Origin of the sequence: Pseudomonas sp. MRSN 12121, from assembly GCF_000931465.1 — a bacterium.
Lineage (GTDB): Bacteria > Pseudomonadota > Gammaproteobacteria > Pseudomonadales > Pseudomonadaceae > Aquipseudomonas.
The window spans coordinates 3,112,518-3,131,541 of the sequence record NZ_CP010892.1; the positions used below are offsets into that span (position 1 = coordinate 3,112,518).

The following is a 19,024-nucleotide window of genomic DNA, read 5'->3' on the forward strand; positions in this document are numbered from 1 at the left end:
CTGGCCTTTATCGCAAAGGGGGAATGCATGCGGGAAATAACCAGTCTGGTGAAGGAGGCGCTGCGCCAAGGCAGGCCACTGCCATTCTCGGCGTACCTGTCGTTGAAGGAGCAGCGCATTCTCAATGCGCCCATTGCCAAGCCGCTGCTGATCCTTGTCCTGGCGGGGGTCAAGAAGCTGGGGCGCGAGGATGAGATCGTCTGCCCTGCGGGCAGCTTTCTGTTTCTACCGAATACCGCGTCCATCGACATGCGCAATATCCCGGGCGAGGAATACTTCGCGGTGCTGATCGAATTCGATCTTGCCGACTTCGACTCGTTCAGGCACACCCGGAGCGGCGAGGGCAGGCATTTTCAGGGGCCGATCGAGGGCGCCCTGGCGAAGATGCTCAAGCAGTTCGTCGAGTGGTCGCTCTTTGCTCCCAGGGAGCTGTGGCGCCTGCGCCGCCAAGAGCTCCTGCAGCTGTTGTATCTGTCCGGGTATACCGAGGTGAGCCGCCTGGTCGGGCATCCCGCGCTCGGCCATCAGTTGCATGAAATCATCAGCGAAAATATCGCCGAGGACTGGCGTGTCGAGCGCCTGGTCGAAAAGCTCGCGGTCAGCGAGTCCACCCTGCGCCGCAAATTGAAGGCCGAAGGCAGCAGCCTGCGCTCCGTGCTCGACAGGGCCAGGCTGGGCCATGGCCTGTTCCTGGTGCAGACGACCCTGGAGCCGATCGGACGCATTGCCGAGCGTTGCGGCTACCAGTCGCAATCGCGCTTTACCGACAAGTTCAAGCAGCAGTTCGGCATCACCCCCAGCGAGCTGCGCAAAACCCGCCTGTCCGATTAGGGCGCCCGCCCGCCTGCCCATTGCCGCCCGGGGGCAGGGCCGCCACCTCCCTCCCACCTGTGCGGGTCGCCGCGCTGCGGCGCCATGCGGGCGCTGCTTGCCATTCATCGCGATCCCCCGTTTGTGAATGAAGCTTTTGTGACAAAAGTTCGGTAGCACTTCGCCAGTCCCGTCATGCAGATGTGACGCGCTTGAGGGGGCCTTCTGGCCGCTTTTCTGAGCCGAGGCGGGACGCCGGGAGTGAGGTTATGGGGACTATGGAACGCTACGCGAAAGTGGGCATGCAGGAGCTGGACCAGCGGCTGTCGAAGATCGTCGAGGCCGCGCGCAAGAAGCCGGTATCGGTCTATCGCTACGGCGCGCCGTGGGTCTGGATCGTTTCCCAGGATGACTGGCAGGGCGCCTTGAAGGAGCTGTCCAGCTACATCCCGCCGGGCCATTCGCTGGTGTTGCTGCGTCCGCAGATCGATGCCTTGCTCGACCAGCACCGCGACGTTCTCCAGAGCCTGGACGGCGAGCCCGGCATGCTCATCGCGCCGCGCACGGTGATGCACATCCTGCTGTTGCAGCTGCTGTATTCGGTGCCCGGCGAGCAGCAGCTGTACGAGCAGCTCAATTACAACCTGCTGTTCCGCTGGTTCGTCGGCCTGGACCTGAACCAGAAGGTCTGGAACCTCGGCGTCCTGAGCCGGGACATCGCCACGCTGCTGGGCGATGCGCGGGCGGTGCAACTGATCCAGAAAATCATCGGTGAAGTGTTCTGTGGCGCCTTGCTGCACATGCCCGAGTTCTCCCTGAACTTCGCGCTGCTGCACAGCTGGCTGGCCAAGCACGCCACGACATCGACCTTGAGCAATTGATCCGGCCAAACGCCGTACAGACGGCGACGGCGGCGGCGACGCGGTTCGACATTCTTGGAAATCTAGGGGGCGGTGTGGAGCATCTGTTCAAGAGAGGGCGGCCGGGGCCGACCAGGCGCTGGCTGCCGGTGTGCGGCTGGCTGGCGCTGGCCGCGGCGAGCCTGCCGGCGTCGGCCGAGGAGGGCGGCCCGGCGGACGGCGAGCCGGTGCCCGGCAGCGCAACGGCTGCGCGGTTGGTGGACGTGAACGAGTATTTCGTGCGCGGCAATACCGTGCTCGATGCCCGGGCGATCGAAGAAGCGGTGTATCCCTACCTCGGCCCGCAAAAAGCCCTGAGCGATATCGAAGGCGCCCGCGACGCCTTGCAGAAGGTCTACCAGGCGCGTGGCTATCAGTCGGTGTTCGTCGAGCTGCCCGAGCAGAAGGTCGAGGACGGCATCGTCTACCTGCAGGTCAGCGAGACCAAGGTTGGCCGGGTGCGGGTGGTCGGCGCCAAGCATTATTCGCCGGTGGAGATCCGCGACGAGGTGCCGGCGCTCAAGGAAGGCGAAGTGCCGGACTTCGCCAAGGTCCAGGGCCAGCTGGCGGGCCTGAACAAGACGCCCGGGCGCCAGGTCATGCCCCTGGTGCGCGAGGGCCAGCGTCCCGGCACCATGGACGTCGACCTGCAGGTGGAGGACCAGAACCCCTGGCAGGCCAGCATCGGCCTGAACAACGACTACAGCGCCGACACCAAGCACCTGCGGGCGGTGACCAGCCTGGGCTACAACAACCTGTGGCAACTGGGCCACAGCATTTCCCTGACCTACTTCACCGCGCCCGAGGACCAGGACAACGCCAAGGTCTGGTCCGGTTCCTACACCGCGCCGCTGAACGAGCGCTGGAGCCTGCAGTTCGCCGGCTACCAGTCCGACAGCGACGTCGCCACCATCGGCGGCAGCAATGTGCTGGGCAAGGGCCATTCCTACGGCCTGTCGCTGATCTACAGCCTGCCGGCGAGCGGCAGCTGGGCCAACTCGTTCTCGTTCGGGGTGGACTTCAAGGACTTCGAGGAAGAGCTGAGCCTGGGCGGCGAACGCAACAAGGTGCCGCTCAAGTACGCGCCGTTCACCTTCGCCTACAACGGCTTCCGCTACACCGAGACCTCCCAGCTGGGCCTGGGCCTGAGCCTGGTGGCCGGCACCCGCAGCCTGTTCGGCTACAGCAGTTCGGATGAAGACTTCGACAACAAGCGCTACCGCGCCAACCCCAGTTTCGCCGTGCTCAAGGGCGACGCGAGTTACACCTACACCTTCGCCAACGACTGGCAGAGCGCGTCCAAGGCGGCGTTCCAGCTGGCCTCGGGGCCGCTGGTGTCCAACGAGCAGTTCTCCGCCGGCGGCGCCACCTCGGTGCGCGGTTACCTGGCGGCCGAGCGCACCAGCGACGACGGCTTGCTGTTTTCCCAGGAACTGCGCACGCCGTCCCTGGCCAGGTTCCTCGGCGGCTACGTCAACGAATGGCGCTTCTACGCCTTCGCCGAAGGCGCCCGCATGTCCCTGCGCGACGAGCTTCCCGACCAGGAGGCCGACTACAGCCTGGCCAGCGTCGGCCTGGGCACCCGCGCCAGCTTGAGCAAATGGCTTTCCGGCAGCCTGGACTGGGGTTACCCGCTGCTTGACGGACCGAACACCCAGAAACAGGACTCGCGCCTGCACTTCAGCGTGCAGGCGACGTTTTGATCTCTCACGGAGTAACTTTCATGCAGCGCTTACTGATTTCCCTGTTGATCTGCCTGGGCTTCGTGCTCCCGGCGACCGCCCAGGCGTGGTGGCAGGATGACTGGCACTACCGCAAGCAGATCTCGATCGACACCACGCCCCAAGGCGCGGCCATCAACCAGGCCCTGGGTCGCACCGCGCTGCTGGTGCGCCTGCACACCGGCAATTTCAGTTTCGACGGGGTCAAGGAAGACGGCTCCGACCTGCGTTTCGTCAGCGCCGACGACAAGACCGTGTTCAACCACCAGATCGAAAGCTTCGACCCGCTGATGGGCATGGCCCTGGTCTGGGTCGACGTGCCGAACGTGGAGGGCGGCCAGCGCCAGGATATCTGGATGTACTACGGCAACCAGAAAGCCCCGGCCAGCGCCAACGGCCAGCTGACCTTCGACCCGAACTACATCGGCCTCTATCACTTCGACGGCGCCAACGGCACGCCGGCCAAGGACACCACGGCCTACGGCAACCATGCGCAGAACGCCACCGGCGCGAGCATCGACGGGGTGATCGGCCGGGCCTTGCAGTTCAACGGCCAGCCGCTGCTGTTGCCGGCCAGCCCATCGCTGCAGCACAACGCCGACGGCGCCTTCACCTTCAGTGCCTGGCTGCGCCTGGACCAGGCCAGCGGCGAGCAAGTGGTCCTGGCCCGGCGTGAGGGCACCAGCAGCCTGCTGGTCGGGGTCAACCAGGGCGTGCCCTTCGTCGAGGTCGACGGCCAGCGCGGGGTGTCCAGCCAGCCGCTGAACCCGGGGCAATGGCAGCACCTGGCGTTGACCGCCCAGGGCAGCCAGCTGGCGCTGTTCGTCAACGGCCGCGAAAGCGCTCGCTTGGCCGTGGCGCTGCCGGCGTTCAACTCGCCTCTGGCGATCGGTGCCGACCTGCCGCCGGCGGCGGGGGCTGCCGCCAGCGCGTTCTTGCCGTTCAACGGGGCGCTGGACGAGTTGCGCCTGTCCAAGGTGGCCCGGCCCGCGGGCCTGCTGCTGGCCGATGCCGCGGCCCAGGGCGCCGAGTCGAAACTGGTGGTGTACGGCGTCGACGAAGAACAGTCGGGCTTCGGTTTCGGCAGCCTGGGTTTCTTGCTCAAGGCGGTGCCGCTGGACGCCTGGGTGATCATCGCGGTGCTGGTGCTGATGATGGTCCAGTCGTGGATCATCATGTATCGCAAGAACCGCGCGCTCGGCCGCGTCAGCGAGGCCAACCAGGCCTTTCGCGAGCAGTTCGCGCGGGTCGGCACGCGCCTGGAAATGTTCGCCGACGACGCCGAGCTGGGCCAGCTGCTGCGGCACTCCTCGCTGTGGCGCCTGTACCAGGTGGCGGTTCAGGAAATCCGCACCCGTCGCGCCCAGGGCGCCGACACCTCGTCGGTCTCGGCGGCGACCATCGAAGCCATCCGCTGCTCCATGGACGGCGTGCGCACCCGCGAGAACCAGCAACTCGGTTCGAAGCTCTCGACCCTGTCCAACGCCATCGCCGGCGGCCCCTACATCGGCCTGCTGGGCACGGTGCTGGGGATCATGGTGGTGTTCCTCGGCACGGCGATGGCCGGCGACGTCAACATCAACGCCATCGCCCCGGGCATGGCCGCGGCGCTGCTGGCCACCGCCATGGGCCTGTTCGTCGCGATCCCGGCGCTGTTCGGCTACAACCGGCTGGTCACCCGCAACAAGGAAGTCAGCGCCGACATGCGGGTGTTCGTCGACGAATTCATCACCCGCCTGGCCGAACTGCATGGCGCCAGCCAGTCCAGCGAAGCCGCGCCCGCGCGGATGCATAACGCCAGCGTGCCGGCCTGAGGAGAAACGTCATGGCTTCTGTGAACGCCTCCCACGACGATGACGACGACGCGGCGGTCGACAGCATCAACATCACGCCCCTGGTGGACGTGCTGATGGTGGTGCTGGTGATGTTCATCCTCACCGCCACCGCCCAGGTCTCGGGCATCCAGATCAACCTGCCCAAGGCCAGCGCCTCGGTGTCGCTGTCCGAGGCCAAGACCAAGGCCATCTCGGTCAACGACGGCGGCCAGGTGTTCCTCGACGCCTACCCGGTGACGCTGCCGGAGCTGGAAGAGCGCCTGCGCATGGAGAAGGCCCTGAACCCGGACTTCCCGGTGATCGTGCGCGGCGACGCCACGGTGCAGTATCAGAAGGTCATCGAGGTGCTGGACCTGCTGCGCCGGCTGGAACTGTCCCAGGTCGGCCTGGTGACCGGCAAACCGAGCCAGGGCTGATCTCATGACCGCGCAACCATTGATCACACCACCCCCCATCCACCGGCCGCCGGTGAAACAAGCCCTGGCGCCGCGCCTGCTCAAGTGGGGCGCCGGGCTGCTGCTGGCGGCGGGCGCGGCCTGGTTGCTCTGGCAGTGGGCCAACGACATGAGCGGGGTGCGCCGCGAGGCCCCGAAGGTGCCGACCATCATCCCGTTGCCGCCACCGCCACCACCGCCGCCGGAGAAACCCAAGGAGCCGGAACCGAAGGTCGAGGAGAAGGTGCCCGAGCCGGAGCCGACCCCGGAGCCGGAACAGGTCAAGCCCGAGGAAGAAGCGCCGCCGTCGCCGGTGGACGACCTGGCGAACCCCATGCAGATGGACGGCGACGCCCAGGCCGGCAACGACGCCTTCAACATCGGCGCGGGCAAGGGCGGCGGCATGGCCGGTTCCGGCGGTGGGCGCCTGGGCAACGGCACCTACAGCCAGTTCCTGGCCTTCACCTTCCAGCGCGTGCTGCGGGAAAACCCGGACCTGCGCAACCAGGCCTTTTCGCTGCAGACCGACGTCTGGCTGAGCGCTGTCGGCGAGATCACCCGGGTCGAGCTGGTCAAGTCCAGCGGCAACCCGCAAATCGACACCCTGGTGCTGGCCGCCCTGCGCGCCGCGCCGCACTTGACGGAACGGCCCCCGGCCTCCCTGACCCTGCCTGTACGCCTGTCCCTGCAGGGGCGGCGCCCGGGTTAACCGAACGACTGACGCAAGTTTTGCCAAAAGGAGCTGTGTGCACATGATTTCCAACGTGAATCGATTGTCCCTGGCGATCGGCATGGTCATCGCGACCCTGGTGGGACAGGCGGCGGCCGCGCCCGCTGCGCCCTCGGAAAACGCCACGATCAATCTGATCCGTTTGCTGGTGCAGCAGGGCGTGCTGAAACAGGAGCAGGCCGACGGCCTGATCGCCCAGGCCGAGCGGGAAGCCGTGCAGGCGCGCCAGGCCAACAGCGCGGTGGCGGCGGGGCCGGCGGCTGCGCCGGGGGATGTGCGGGTGCAATACGTGCCGGCCATCGTCCGCGACCAGATCCGCGACCAGGTCAAGGCCGAGGTCATGGCCACCGCCAAGCAGGAGAACTGGGCCCAGCCCAATACCTTCCCGGACTGGGTATCGCGCATCAGCTTCGACGGCGACATCCGCCTGCGCGACGAGTCGCGCTACTACTCGGGCAGCAACAGCAACCAGATCGTCGACTTCGCCAAGCTCAACGACAAGGGCCCGTACGACGTCAACCCCAACAGCAGCAGCAACTTGCCGCCCTTGCTCAACACCCGCGAGGACCGCGAGAACCTGTTCCGCCTGCGCGCCCGGCTGGGCATGAAGGCGCAGATCGCCCCGGACTGGACCGCCGGCATCCGCATCGGCACCGGCTCGGACAACAACCCGGTGTCGACCACCCAGACCCTGGGCGGCGGCTTCGGCAAGAAGGATATCTGGCTCGACCAGGGCTACCTGACCTGGAAGGCCACCGACGAGCTGACCCTGACCGGCGGGCGGATCGCCAACCCGTTCTTCTCCACCGACATGCTGTATTCCGGCGACCTGAATTTCGACGGCGTGGCGGCGATCTTCAACCACAAGCTCAACCGCGACTGGGGCCTGTTCGGCACGGTCGGCGCGTTCCCGGTGGAGTACACCAACGACACGTCCACCAGCAACGGCTTCGATAAGGAAGACAGCGACAACAAGTGGCTGTATGGCGCGCAGATCGGCGCCAACTGGGCGATCAACAACCACCACCGGCTCAAGGGCGCGCTGGCCTATTACCGCTTCGACGATATCGAAGGCCAGCGTTCCAGCCCTTGCCAGCCCTGGGCCGGGGCGCCGGGCTGCGACAGCGACGGCAGCCGCGCGGCCTTCATGCAGAAGGGCAACAGTGTGTTCCTGCTGCGCGACATCACGCCCAACCCGGCCAACCCGGCCGCCACCGCGCAGCCGCAGTTCGTCGGCCTGGCCTCGGAGTTCAACCTGTTGGACCTGAACCTGGTCTGGGACGCCGACCTGCCGGAAGACTTCAAGCTGCGCAGCCAGGCCAACTACATCCACAACCTGGGCTACGACGAAGGCGAGATGCGCAAGCGCGCCGCGGGCCAGATCGTCAACAACCTGGACAGCAGCGGCGAGCTGGAAAGCGGCGCCAATGCCTGGATGGTGCAGTTCACCCTGGGCAACAGCCTGGACCTGGCCAGGCAGGGCGACTGGAACCTGTTCGCCGGCTACAAGTACATCCAGCCCGACGCGCTGCCGGACGGTTTCAACGATTCCTCGTTCCACCTCGGCGGCACCAACGCCAAGGGTTATTTCGTCGGCGGCAACTACGGCCTGGCCAAGAACGTCTTCGCCACCGGGCGCTGGCTGAGTTCGGAGGCGGTGTACGGCGCGCCGTTCGACATCGATGTCCTGCAGCTTGAAATCAACACGCGCTTCTAGGGCGCAAGGGTGCATTGCTATGAACAGTACGGGGATCAAGCGGGCCAGGGCGGGCTGCTATCTGTGGTTGGGCCTGCTGGCGGCCGGCGGGGCCAGCGCCGAGGGCATGGAGGAGCGCTTGCGCACCCAGTTGCGCAGCACCACCCAGCAGTTGCAGGCGTTGCAGAGCGAGCAGGCCCAGGCCAGCGCCGCGCGCATCGCCGCCGAAAACCAGGCCAGGGACGCGCAGGCGCAGATCAAGCAACTGAGCGCCGAACTGGCCAAGGCCCGCGGCGTGGCCGAGCAACTGGCCGGCCAGCAGCAGAACCTGCACAGCCAGGCCCAGGCGCAGATGGCCGCCAGCAGCGAGCAGATCGGCAAGTTCAAGAAGGCCTATGACGAGTTGCTGGTCATGGCCCGTGCCAAAGAAGCCGAACGGGCTAAGCTTCAGGCGCAATTGAGCGAACGTGACACACAAGTGCAGCAATGTTCGCTCAAGAATCAGCAGATGTATGGCGTGGCCAAGGAGATTCTCTCGGCCTACGAGAGGATCGATGTGGCCGAGGTGATGAAGATCCGCCAACCCTTCGCCGGCAGTGCCCGGGTCAAGTTCGAGGAACTGGCCCAGGGCTTTGGCGACGATTTGTACAAGACCCAGTTCGATGCCCCGCAGGCAGCGAGCGCCCACTGACTATCAAGGAAGACCGAGCATGACCGAACAAGCGCAATTGATCGCCAGCGTGACCCCGCACAGCCTTACCGAGTTGCTGCAAGGCGCCGGCTACCGCGTCAACCAGACCGACCAGAACGGTGTCGTGCAGTTGCTCAGCGCCAGCCAGGGCATCGGCTACGCCGTGCGTTTCGGTAACCTGGCGGCCGAGCAGGGCAGCTACGTGGACTTCACCTTCAGCTGCGCGCTGCGGGTCCAGGGCGAGCTGCCCGCCGGCCTGGCCGAACTGTGGAACGCCTCGCGGCGTTTTGCCCGGCTGTCGTTGCAGGGCGAATTCCTGGTGATGGAGATGGACGTGGTGGTGGCCGGGGTCGGTCATGACCACCTGCGCCGCCAACTGGAACTCTGGGACCGGCTGTTGCAGGAGTTCATCGTCTACCTGCGCGACTACAGCCAGCATGCCGCGCGCCTGCAGGCCGAGGCCGCGCCAACCGCCCCCGAGGCCGCGGAGGGCACCGCGCAGTGAAAAGACCAAGCCTGATGCTCGGTGCCGGCGCCCTGGCCCTGGTGGCGCTGGCGGTGTGGTTGGGCGTGCGCCCGGGCAGCGACCCGGTGGCGGCGCAGCAGACCGGGCCGGCGGCGGCCAGCCAACCCGCGGCAGCCGCGGTGGCCCGCCTGGGTAGCCAGCAGGTGGCGCCGGAGGAACTCAAGGCGCTGCTCGCGGCGCTGCCGGAGGCGTCCCGGGAGCAGTTGCGCGGCAATCGCCCGGCCCTGGAGAGCTGGATCCGCACGCGCCTGGCGGAGAAGGCGGTGCTCGAACAGGCCGACGCCCAAGGCTGGCGCCAGCGTCCGGACGTGGCCTTGCAGACGCGGGTGGCTACCGAGCAGATCGTGTTTCGCGACTACTTGCGCTCGGTCAGCCAGGTGCCGGCCGGCTACCCGAGCGAGTCTGAGTTGCAGCAGGCCTATGACGCGGGCAAGGCGCAATGGCAGACCCCAGCCCTGTACCGGGTCAGCCAGATCTTCCTCGCGGTCGGCGAGCCGCAGGCGCTGGAGGCGGTGCGCAAGCAGGCCCAGGAACTGAGCAGGAAAGCCCAGGCGGCCCCCGGCGAATTCGCCGCCCTGGCCAGCCAGTACTCCCAGGACCCCGACAGCGCCCAACGCGGTGGCGACTCCGGGTTGCAGCCGTTGCAGCAGTTGCTGCCGGAGGTACGCGGCGCGGTGGCGCGGCTGAAGGTCGGCGCGGTGTCCGACGCGGTGCAGAGCCCGGCGGGCTTCCACATCCTCAAGCTGACCGAGCAGCAACCGGCCCGCAGCGCGACCCTGGACGAGCTGCGCGAACGCCTGACCCAGGCCCTGCGGGCCCAGCGCCAGGAACAGATCGCCAAGGCCTACCTGGAAGGCATGCTCGATACCGCGACCCTGAGTATCGATGGGGCCGAGTTGAACAAGGTGCTGGAGGAGAAATTGTAGGAGCGAAGCTTGCTCGCGATGATCGTCAACGATGACGCGGGCTGCCTGAATGAATGCGTTGTCCATGGGTTCATCGCGGGCAAGCCTCGCTCCTACAGAGATCTTCGAAACACCATGCAATGGATGCAATCAACCACCTGACAGGGAGTCACCCCATGTCTTTTCTGGAACCCGCCCCGACCTCGGGCATCACCCCCTATATCGCCCCCGCCGAGCCCCGGGAAGCCTGGCTGGCCCTGGCCGCGGGGATCGATCCGGAGCTGGCCCAGTATTTCCTGGTCACCGCCCGTTGCGGCTGTTTCATGCAGGCGGCGCGCAGCCTGAACATCAAGTCGACGTTGCTGCGCAAACAGCTGGCGCAACTGGAGGCGCAGCTGCGCCGTTCGCTGTTCCATTTCCAGGGCAGCGCCCTGAGCCTGAGCCGCGAAGGCCAGCAGCTCAAGGCGCAGTTGATCGCCCTGGCCCACGAACGCACCTTGCCGGTGCTCGAACAGCCGCTGATCCGCCTGGCAGTGGCCGAATCGATCCTGCACGACATCCTCGGCCGCGACCTGATCGCCCTGTTGCGCCGCAACGCCAGCGCGCGCCTGGAGATCATCTCGATCGACAGCGAACTGTCGCTGCGGGCCTTGAGCGCCGACGTGGTGGTCTGGCTGGGCGGGGTCGATTCGCCCAACCCGGGACCGAGCTTCGTCACCAGCACCCCGCAACCGCTGGTGCGCCTGCATTACCTGCCGCATATCGCCAAGCGTTACTCGCGGGTCGCCGCGCGCCCCGACAGCCTCGACGACCTGGCCGACTACATGCTGGTGCAGTGGCAGCAGGACCGGCAGGTCGAGCCGCTGCGGCCGTGGAACCAGCTGGTGGAGCAGCGCCTGGCGGGGGTGGTGCAGGTGCATTCCTACGAACTGATGCTGGAGATGATCCGTTGCAGCGCCTGCATCGGCCTGCTGCCTCATTACATGAGCCGCTTCGACCGAGGCCTGACCGCCTTGCCCGGGCTGTTCGGCGACGCCATGTCGCGCCAGGTGTGGATGGCGGTGAACGCCGAGGTCGAGCAGGACGCCGAGGTGCGCACGCTGGTGGAGCTGATCCTCCATACCTTCGATGAGCGCGGGGAGTGGTTTTGCCCATAACCGCCCGTGGGGTTGGTTCTTCTGTAGGAGCGAAGCGTGCTCGCGAAAATAGCCAAGGGCGATGCAGGCGCCCCTGGTCGCACGCAGGAGAATGGTCATGCCGGAACAGGCCTGTTCATGCTCTCGCCAGCGGCATCGCCGGCGTTCTACACTCGACGGCCCTATTGCATGACCAAGGACGCCCCATGCCCGCCGAGACCCCGAACTTCATCATCGAACGCTTCAGCGAAGCCCACGTCGCGGGCGTCACCGCGCTGTACAACGAGCCCGCGGTGGCGCGGCAGGTGCTGCAGATGCCGTTTCAGCCGGCCGAGGTCTGGCGCAAACGACTGTCGCCGGACAACGAGCGATGGGTCGCGCTGGTGGCGGTGCACGGGGAAACGGTGATCGGCAGTTGCACCATCGAGCAGTATTCGCGCATCCGCCGCGCCCACTGCGGCGGTGTCGGCATGGGCGTGGCGCTGGAGTGGCAGGGCCGGGGCGTCGGCAGTCGCCTGTTGGCGGCGGTACTGGATGTGGCGGACAACTGGATGAACCTGCAACGGGTGGAACTGACCGTCTTCGCAGACAACGAGGCGGCCCAGGGCCTGTACCGCAAGTTCGGCTTCGAGCGCGAGGGCCTGCTGCGCGACTACGCAGTGAGGGATGGCCAGTACGTCGACGTCATCAGCATGGCGCGCCTGCGCCGCACCCTGCGCGCCTGACCCAGCCGCTCGCCCGGGGGCGCCCCTGAACTCGCCGCGCCCGTGCCGGGCGATCGCAGCCTCGCCGGGGCTCGGCAGCGGCTACAGGTTTTGCGCTGGATGAAGAATCGAGGCATGCCGCGATTGTTGGGTTCTGGGTTGGGCGACAAACCAAGGCCCGCCACGATTCCCGTAGCCGCTGCCAAGCGCCAGCGAGGCTGCGATCGGCCCGCAGGGCCGCCAAACCTGCCACCGCGCACTCTCTGGAAAAGCGCGGTGCCTACCTTGGCGAGTCCTGCGGCCTCGATCGCAGCCTCGCCGGGGCTCGGCAGCGGCTACAGGTTTTGCGTTGGATGAAGAAACGAGGCATGCCGCGATGGTTGGGTTGTGGGTTGGATAACAAACCAAGGCCCGCGATTCCCGTAGCCGCTGCCAAGCGCCAGCGAGGCTGCGATCGGCAACGCAGTGGCCGCCAGACCTGACCCCGTGGAGGGCCAGGTGGAGCACGGTTCGGGGTCAGGCCGGCTTTTCATCCAGGGCAAACGCCACCGCTGCGCGGGCGTGCAGTTCGGTGGTGTCGAGCAGGGGCAGGGGGCTGTGTTCGGGCTTGAGCAGCAGGCCGATCTCGGTGCAGCCGAGGATGATGGCCTGGGCGCCGCGTGCCATCAGGGTCTGGATCACCTGCTGGTAGCGCTGGCGCGAGGTGTCGCTGATCACCCCCACGCACAACTCCTCGTAGATGATCCGGTGCACGGCCTGGCGGTCTGCCGTGTCCGGCACCAGGACGCTGAGGCCCCGGTCGATCAGGCGCTGCTTGAGAAAATCCTGCTCCATGGTGAAGGCCGTGCCCAGCAGGCCCACGGTCAGGGTATCGGCATTGCGCGCCGCCTCGGCGGTCGGGTCGGCGATATGCAGGAAGGGCACCGACAACACGGCCCGAATCTCCCCGGCCACCTTGTGCATGGTGTTGGTACAGAGCACCACGCACTCGGCGCCAGCGGCTTCCAGGCGACGCGCGGCATCCACCAGGATCTGCGCCGCCAGGTCCCAGCGCCCGGCATGCTGGGCCTGTTCGACAGGCCCGAAGTCGACGCTGTACATTAGCAGGCGCGCCGAGCGCAGGGGCCCGAGGCGGTCCCGGACCTGCTGGTTGATGAGGCGGTAATACTCGGCGCTGGACTCCCAGCTCATGCCGCCGATAAGGCCGATGGTGCGCATAGTCAGACTCCTGTGCTGGCAACCTTGAATGTCGAGAGTGTCCCGTGATGCAGCCCAGCGATCTATCAGGAAATTTCACATGCCCGGCCCAGTGAGCCGACGGTTGCTGGGCGCTACCCTCGAGCTGCAACTGCTGCCGCGCGCGGCCTACAGCGCGCGCGACCCGCTGCAATGGCAAAGCCTGGGGGTGACCCTGGAGCGCCAGCAGGGCGTGCATGCCATCGCCAGCGACCGGCGTGAGGACTTCGACAGCTGGCCGGGGACCCTGGCCTTGACGCCGGCCGGGGTCGAGGTGTTTTCCGAGTCGCCGCAAGGCGGTGAATACCTGCTGTTGCGCTGGTTGACCGAACCTCGGCCAGGGCGTTGCGGCGAGCGCCGCCTGCAGGCGCCCGGCCACGCCCGGGCCCTGTCGCTGGGGCGTGAAGCGCGGCGGCTGTTGTTGCAGCCACAGGCCGACCCACTGGCGCTGGAGGAATGCGCCGTGCAATTCGCCGCGCTGGGCGTTGCCGATAAGACGCACAAGGCGCCGACGCGTGCGGCGTTCGGCCGGGTGCTGACGCTGATCGACGAGCAGTATGCCGAGCCATTGTCGCTCGGGGAGTTGGCGGCCTGTTGCGGCTGCAGCGAACTGCGTTTCCTGCGCGACTTCAGCCGGGCCATCGGCATGACGCCCCATGCCTGGCTGGTGGAAGTGCGGGTGCAGGCGGCCCGGCGGCTGATCGAGCGCGGCGACCTGCCGCTCGCCGCCATCGCCCTGGAAACCGGCTTCGCCCATCAGTCCCACATGGGCAGCGCCTTCCGCAAAATCCTCGGCATGACCCCCAGCCAGTACCGTACCCGTCTTTAGACACCCCCATCCCTGTAGCCCTGTAGCCGCTGCCGAGCCCCAGCGAGGCTGCGATCGCCCGGAACGGGCGCAGCGATCTTCAGATTGTCGAGGTCCTGCGGACCTATCGCAGCCTCGCTGAGGCTCGGCAGCGGCTACAGGGTGGGTAGGGCGACGCATCGAGGCGCGGCTCGGTTCATGTAGCCGCTGCCGTAGGCTGCGATCGCCCGGAACGGGCGCAGCGATCTCAAGAGAGCCGAGGTCCTGCGGACCTATCGCAGCCTCGCCGGAGCTCGGCAGCGGCTACAGGGTGGGTAGGGCGACGCATCGAGGCGCGGTTACAGGAAGCGCTGGGGATTGGCCGGGGCTCAAACCTCCAGGTTGCCCCAGCCGGGCCTGGCTTGTTGCGGTTCCGGCGCCACGGCGTCGATCTTCTTGCCGGTGGCCACTTCCACCCGCCGCGCCACCTCGGGATCGTCGGCGAAGGGGATCAGGCTGGCGTCGTCGAGGCTCTTGGCGGTTTGATGGCGCAGGCAGTAGCCGATGCTGAGGTAGAGAAAGGTCACGCCGAGCAGATCAAGCATGAGATCGATCATCGGGGAGTTCCTGGGATAAGGGGCGCGGGCCGCAGCCGGCCCGCGTCGTAGGCCTGGGCGATCAGGCGATCTGCGCTTCGCTGGCGGCCAGGCGCGGGTCGGCCACACGCACGGTGCGCCAGGTGTTGTAGGCCATCAGCAGCATGCCGCTGAGGAAGAACACGCCGCCGGCGAAACGCACGATAAAGCCCGGGTGGCTGGCCTGCAGGGCCTCGACGAAGGAGTAGGTGAGGGTGCCGTCGTCGTTGACCGCGCGCCACATCAGGCCCTGGGTGATGCCGTTGACCCACATCGAGGCGATGTACAGCACGGTGCCGATGGTCGCCAGCCAGAAGTGCAGGTTGATCAGCGGCACGCTGTGCATCTGCTCGCGGCCGAAGACCTTGGGCACCATGTGGTAGATGGCGCCGAAGGTGATCATCGCCACCCAGCCCAGGGCGCCGGCATGCACGTGGCCGATGGTCCAGTCGGTGTAGTGGGACAGGGCGTTGACCGTCTTGATCGCCATCATCGGCCCCTCGAAGGTCGACATGCCGTAGAACGCCAGGGACAGCACCAGGAAGCGCAGGATCGGGTCGGTGCGCAGCTTATGCCAGGCCCCCGAGAGGGTCATCATGCCGTTGATCATGCCGCCCCAGCTCGGTGCCAGGAGGATCAGCGACATGGCCATGCCCAGCGACTGCGCCCAGTCCGGCAGCGCGGTGTAGTGCAGGTGGTGCGGGCCGGCCCAGATGTACAGGGTGATCAGCGCCCAGAAGTGCACGATGGACAGCCGGTAGGAATACACCGGGCGCCCGACCTGCTTGGGCACGAAGTAATACATCATCCCCAGGAAGCCCGTGGTGAGGAAGAAGCCCACGGCGTTGTGGCCGTACCACCACTGGACCATGGCGTCGGTGGCGCCGGAATACACCGGATAGGACTTGAACCAGTCCACCGGGATCGACAGGTGATTGACCACGTGCAGCATGGCGATCACCACGATGAAGGCGCCGAAGAACCAGTTGCCGACATAGATGTGCTTGCTCTTGCGCTGCACCACGGTGGTGAAGAACACGATGCCGTAGGCCACCCAGACCACGGCCATCCACACCGCGCCGGAGAATTCGATTTCCGCGTATTCCTTGGTGGTGGTGTAGCCCAGGGGCAGGGTGACCAGCATGATCACGATCACCGCCTGCCAGCCCCAGAAGGTGAAGGCGGCGAGTTTGTCGGAATACAGCCGCACCTGGCAGGTGCGCTGTACTGCGTAATAACTGGCGGCGAACTGCGCGCTGCCGGCGAAGCCGAAGATCACCAGGCTGGTGTGCAGCGGGCGCAGGCGGCCGAAGCTGGTCCAGGGCAGGTCGAGGTTCATTTCCGGCCAGACCAGCTGGGAGGCGATCCACACGCCCATGGCCATGCCGATCACGCCCCAGGCCACAGTGGCGATCACGAATTGGCGCACCACCTTGTAGTTGTAGGCCGGTTCCATTGTTGCTGTGCTCATGGTCAATGCTTCCACGGTTGCAAAGGCTGCCGGGCCACCCGGCCAGGCATGCTGCGCACTGTAGAAAGCAGCGCCGAAACAAAACAGGCTCAGAAAAACTGCATTAATACGGATCAGATTTTCATGCCTGCCTGCACGGCCCAAAGGCCTGCTGATACGGTTTTTTAGTTTTTACCTGAATCTGTAACGCTCTGAGCCGTAAGTGCATAGTCACCGCCACACCAAGAACCTGGTTGGCCCCTATATCTCCATAATCCTGTGACCTGTAGCCGCTGCCGAGCGCCAGCGAGGCTGCGATCGGCTGCGAAGCAGCCGCAAAACCGCCACATGCGTTCCGACTGCTCGACCGTATTGTCCGGATTGCGAGCGCTGCGCGCTCGATCGCAGCCTCGCTGGTGCTCGGCAGCGGCTACAGGGCCACAGGGCTACGAGTAGGGGAGTGGGGCAGCGATCCAGGTCAGCACCGATGAGGCCGTGACATGTATATCTACGACGAGTACGACCAGGCCCTGGTCAGCGAGCGAGTGGCGCAGTTTCGCGACCAGGTCGAGCGCTTCATGGCGGGCGAGTTGAGCGAAGAGGAATTCCTGCCGCTGCGGCTGCAGAACGGCCTGTACCTGCAGAAACACGCCTACATGCTGCGGGTGGCGATTCCCTACGGCACCCTCAGCGCGCGGCAGATGCGCACCCTGGCCAGCATCGCCCGCGACTACGACCGCGGCTACGGCCACTTCACCACCCGGCAAAACCTGCAGTTCAACTGGATCGAACTGGCCCAGGTGCCGGACATTCTCGAACGCCTGGCCGAGGTCGAGATGCATGCGATCCAGACCTCCGGCAACTGCGTGCGCAACATCACCACCGAAGCCTTCGCCGGGGTCGCCGCCGACGAACTGATGGACCCGCGCCCGCTGGCGGAGATCTTGCGCCAGTGGTCGACCATCAATCCGGAATTCCTGTTCCTGCCGCGCAAGTTCAAGATCGCCATCTGCTCGGCCCGCGAGGACCGGGCGGCGATCATGATGCATGACATCGGCCTGTACCTGTACCGCGACTGGCGCGGGCAGATGCGGCTGCGGGTGATGGTCGGCGGCGGCCTGGGGCGCACGCCGATCCTCAGCCAGCAGATCCGCGACGACCTGCCGTGGCAGCACCTGCTGTCTTATGTGGAAGCGGTGCTGCGGGTCTATAACCGCCATGGCCGACGCGACAACAAGTACAAGGCGCGGATCAAGATCCTGGTCAAGGCGCTGGGCATCGAGGCGTTCGCCCGGGAAGTGGAGGAGGAGTGGCAGCACCTCAAGGACGGCCCGGCGCAGCTGACCGAGGCCGAATACCAGCGGGTCGCCAGTGCCTTCGTCCCGCCGCTGTATGAACACCAGCCGGCCACCGACCTCGATTACGGCAGCCGCCTGGCCGAGCACCCGGCCTTCGCCCGCTGGGTGGCGCACAACGTCAAGCCGCACAAGGTGCCGGGCTACGCCAGCGTGGTGCTGTCGACCAAGCCCGGGATCGCCGCGCCCCCCGGCGACGTGACGGCAGCGCAGATGGAGTCGGTGGCCGACTGGTCCGAGGACTTCGGTTTTGGCGAGATCCGCATCGCCCACGAGCAGAACATCGTCTTGCCGGACGTGCCCAAGTCCGCGCTGTACCGGCTGTGGCAACTGGCCGGCGAGCAGGGCCTGGGCAGCGCCAACGCCGGCCTGCTGACCGACATCATCGCCTGCCCCGGCGGTGACTTCTGCGCCCTGGCCAACGCCAAGTCGATCCCCATCGCCCAGGCGATCCAGGCGCGTTTCGACGACCTCGACTACCTGCACGACCTGGGCGACATCAGCCTGAACATCTCCGGCTGCATGAACGCCTGCGGCCACCACCACATCGGCAACATCGGCATCCTCGGCGTCGACAAGAGCGGCAGCGAGTGGTACCAGGTCACCCTCGGCGGCGCCCAGGGCAAGCACAGCGCGCTGGGCAAGGTCATCGGCCCGTCGTTCAGCGCCGAGGAAATCCCCCAGGTGATCGAACGCATCATCGCCACCTTCGTGCGTTACCGGGAAAGCGAGGAGCTGTTCGTCGACACCGTGCAGCGCATCGGCCTGGAGCCATTCAAGGAGCGGGTCTATCCGAAGGTAATGGAGGTACAGCCATGAGCGGGCGCTACAGCCTTGAGCCAGTTATCGCAGGCCAGGACGGGAGGGCAAAGCCATGAACAATCTGTTGCGCCTGCACGATGGCGAGGCCGGGCGGGTCGATAACGATCCCTGGACCCTGGTGCGCGAGGCCGATGGCGAACTGCCCGCCGGGCCGTTGCTGCTGCCGCTGGCGCGCTGGCTGATCCGCCGCATCGAGCACCAGCCGGCGCGGGACGGGGTCTGGCTAGGCCCGGACGACGAAGTGGAAAGCCTGCGCCCCTGGCTCAAGCTGATTCCGCTGATTGCCCTGGATTTCCCCAGCTTTCGCGACGGCCGCGCCTACAGCCAGGCGTACCTGCTGCGCACCCGGCTGGGCTGGATGGGCGAGTTGCGGGCCGTCGGCGACGTGCTGCGCGACCAGCTCAGCCATATGCGCCAATGCGGTTTCGACAGCTTCGCCATTCGCGAGGACAAGTGCGCCGACGACGCCCTCAAGGGACTGGCGGGCATGAGCGTGCTCTACGGGCGCTCGGCGATCGAGCCGCGGCCCCTGTTCCGCCGGCGCTGAAGACGGCGGCGCAGACGTCGAAGGAGGGTAGTGAAGAGGCGCCGCACGCAGCCGTCGCGGGCCGGGGCGCCGTTGACTGGCGTCGGTGGCGCGGCGGCAAGGTAT

The 19,024-nt window shown here is 66.6% G+C and carries 18 protein-coding genes; 15 read left to right on the forward strand and 3 right to left on the reverse strand.

What is annotated here, in order from left to right:
• The first annotated feature begins 27 nt into the window (after positions 1-27).
• From TO66_RS14155 to TO66_RS14210, 12 genes are all read left to right on the forward strand, one after another.
• Positions 28-831, forward strand: a complete 804-nt coding sequence (locus TO66_RS14155) for a helix-turn-helix transcriptional regulator (protein WP_044462909.1) — start codon at positions 28-30, stop codon at positions 829-831.
• A 257-nt stretch (positions 832-1,088) separates the two neighbouring features.
• Entirely contained in the window at positions 1,089-1,691 is a 603-nt protein-coding gene (locus tag TO66_RS14160; RefSeq protein ID WP_044462910.1) for a transposase, read from the forward strand.
• A 74-nt stretch (positions 1,692-1,765) separates the two neighbouring features.
• Complete coding sequence (locus TO66_RS14165) at positions 1,766-3,412, forward strand: ShlB/FhaC/HecB family hemolysin secretion/activation protein (protein ID WP_409077172.1); 1,647 nt, start codon at positions 1,766-1,768, stop codon at positions 3,410-3,412.
• Between the two features lie 20 nt (positions 3,413-3,432).
• Positions 3,433-5,244, forward strand: coding sequence for a DUF2341 domain-containing protein (locus tag TO66_RS14170; protein ID WP_044462911.1), 1,812 nt, complete (start codon positions 3,433-3,435; stop codon positions 5,242-5,244).
• 11 nt (positions 5,245-5,255) lie between these two features.
• Positions 5,256-5,681, forward strand: a complete 426-nt coding sequence (locus TO66_RS14175; RefSeq protein WP_009048781.1) for a biopolymer transporter ExbD — start codon at positions 5,256-5,258, stop codon at positions 5,679-5,681.
• Between the two features lie 4 nt (positions 5,682-5,685).
• Entirely contained in the window at positions 5,686-6,408 is a 723-nt protein-coding gene (locus tag TO66_RS14180) for a TonB C-terminal domain-containing protein (protein WP_044462912.1), read from the forward strand.
• 43 nt (positions 6,409-6,451) lie between these two features.
• Positions 6,452-8,146 carry a putative porin gene (locus TO66_RS14185; protein ID WP_044462913.1) on the forward strand — a complete coding sequence of 565 codons (1,695 nt, stop codon included), beginning with the start codon at positions 6,452-6,454 and terminating at the stop codon, positions 8,144-8,146.
• A 19-nt stretch (positions 8,147-8,165) separates the two neighbouring features.
• A complete protein-coding gene (locus tag TO66_RS14190) occupies positions 8,166-8,816 on the forward strand; it encodes a hypothetical protein (RefSeq protein ID WP_044462914.1) in 651 nt (216 codons plus the stop codon).
• A gap of 19 nt (positions 8,817-8,835) precedes the next feature.
• Complete coding sequence (locus TO66_RS14195) at positions 8,836-9,321, forward strand: YbjN domain-containing protein (RefSeq protein ID WP_044462915.1); 486 nt, start codon at positions 8,836-8,838, stop codon at positions 9,319-9,321.
• Positions 9,318-10,268 carry a peptidylprolyl isomerase gene (locus TO66_RS14200; protein ID WP_044462916.1) on the forward strand — a complete coding sequence of 317 codons (951 nt, stop codon included), beginning with the start codon at positions 9,318-9,320 and terminating at the stop codon, positions 10,266-10,268. Before TO66_RS14195 ends, TO66_RS14200 begins: the two co-directional genes overlap by 4 nt.
• 155 nt (positions 10,269-10,423) lie before the next feature.
• Positions 10,424-11,404, forward strand: coding sequence for a LysR family transcriptional regulator (locus TO66_RS14205; RefSeq protein WP_044462917.1), 981 nt, complete (start codon positions 10,424-10,426; stop codon positions 11,402-11,404).
• 185 nt (positions 11,405-11,589) lie between these two features.
• A complete protein-coding gene (locus TO66_RS14210; RefSeq protein WP_044462918.1) occupies positions 11,590-12,108 on the forward strand; it encodes a GNAT family N-acetyltransferase in 519 nt (172 codons plus the stop codon).
• 495 nt (positions 12,109-12,603) lie between these two features.
• Here TO66_RS14210 and TO66_RS14215 read toward each other — a convergent pair whose 3' ends face one another.
• Positions 12,604-13,305 (reverse strand): aspartate/glutamate racemase family protein, encoded by a 702-nt coding sequence (locus tag TO66_RS14215; RefSeq protein WP_044462919.1) that lies wholly within the window; start codon positions 13,303-13,305, stop codon positions 12,604-12,606.
• A 79-nt stretch (positions 13,306-13,384) separates the two neighbouring features.
• Between TO66_RS14215 and TO66_RS14220 the strand changes: the two genes are divergently transcribed.
• Entirely contained in the window at positions 13,385-14,152 is a 768-nt protein-coding gene (locus TO66_RS14220) for a helix-turn-helix domain-containing protein (RefSeq protein WP_044462920.1), read from the forward strand.
• A gap of 347 nt (positions 14,153-14,499) precedes the next feature.
• Here the strand turns inward: TO66_RS14220 and TO66_RS14225 are convergent, their stop codons facing one another.
• Positions 14,500-14,727: a hypothetical protein gene (locus tag TO66_RS14225; RefSeq protein ID WP_044462921.1), complete on the reverse strand. Its 228-nt coding sequence runs from the start codon at positions 14,725-14,727 to the stop codon at positions 14,500-14,502.
• Between the two features lie 61 nt (positions 14,728-14,788).
• Positions 14,789-16,216, reverse strand: a complete 1,428-nt coding sequence (ccoN, locus tag TO66_RS14230; RefSeq protein ID WP_044462922.1) for a cytochrome-c oxidase, cbb3-type subunit I — start codon at positions 16,214-16,216, stop codon at positions 14,789-14,791.
• A 479-nt stretch (positions 16,217-16,695) separates the two neighbouring features.
• On the opposite strand from ccoN, the gene TO66_RS14235 reads away from it, so the two are divergent.
• Together TO66_RS14235 and TO66_RS14240 are read left to right on the forward strand one after the other, a co-directional pair.
• Entirely contained in the window at positions 16,696-18,369 is a 1,674-nt protein-coding gene (locus tag TO66_RS14235) for a nitrite/sulfite reductase (RefSeq protein WP_044462923.1), read from the forward strand.
• A 55-nt stretch (positions 18,370-18,424) separates the two neighbouring features.
• Complete coding sequence (locus TO66_RS14240; protein ID WP_044462924.1) at positions 18,425-18,919, forward strand: DUF934 domain-containing protein; 495 nt, start codon at positions 18,425-18,427, stop codon at positions 18,917-18,919.
• Positions 18,920-19,024: the final 105 nt, after the last annotated feature.